This is a genomic window from Serratia sp. CY40230, assembly GCF_052168835.1.
In the GTDB taxonomy this organism is placed as follows: Bacteria; Pseudomonadota; Gammaproteobacteria; order Enterobacterales; family Enterobacteriaceae; genus Serratia; species Serratia nematodiphila.
This window is the reverse complement of sequence record NZ_JBJNLX010000020.1, coordinates 1-519: the sequence shown is the minus strand read 5'-3', so window position 1 is coordinate 519 and position 519 is coordinate 1. Positions and strand designations below refer to the sequence as shown.

Below are 519 nucleotides of genomic sequence, written 5' to 3'. Positions count from 1 at the left end.
TTTGTGATTCATGACTGGGGTGAAGTCGTAACAAGGTAACCGTAGGGGAACCTGCGGTTGGATCACCTCCTTACCTAAAGATATTAGTTCGAGTGGCGTGCTCACACAGATTGTCTGATGAAAAAGTAACGAGCAAAAGCGTCATAAAAGTACGGTGTCGTGTCCCCTTCGTCTAGAGGCCTAGGACACCGCCCTTTCACGGCGGTAACAGGGGTTCGAATCCCCTAGGGGACGCCAAGCTTCCGACCCACCCGGTGAAAGCGGCGGTCTTCAGTATCTGACGATACACCATATCTTAAAGATGACTTCCGAGTCATGTTTAAGATATTGCTCTTTAACAATCTGGAACAAGCTGAAAATTGAAACATGACGGCTGAAATTTATCCCTCCGTAGAAGTACCGGGATAAAGAGTAACCTGTCATAGAGTCTCTCAAATGTTTGCAGCGCGAACGATGGAAACATCTTCGGGTTGTGAGGTTAAGTGACTAAGCGTACACGGTGGATGCCTAGGCAGTCAG

The 519-nt window shown here is 48.0% G+C and carries 1 tRNA gene and 1 rRNA gene; both read left to right on the top strand.

The window, feature by feature from the left end:
* A 16S ribosomal RNA gene (locus ACJ8IJ_RS23920) occupies positions 1-73 on the top strand; the annotation flags it as partial.
* 88 nt (positions 74-161) lie between these two features.
* Positions 162-237 (top strand) — tRNA-Glu (locus ACJ8IJ_RS23915).
* The last annotated feature ends 282 nt before the right edge of the window (positions 238-519 follow it).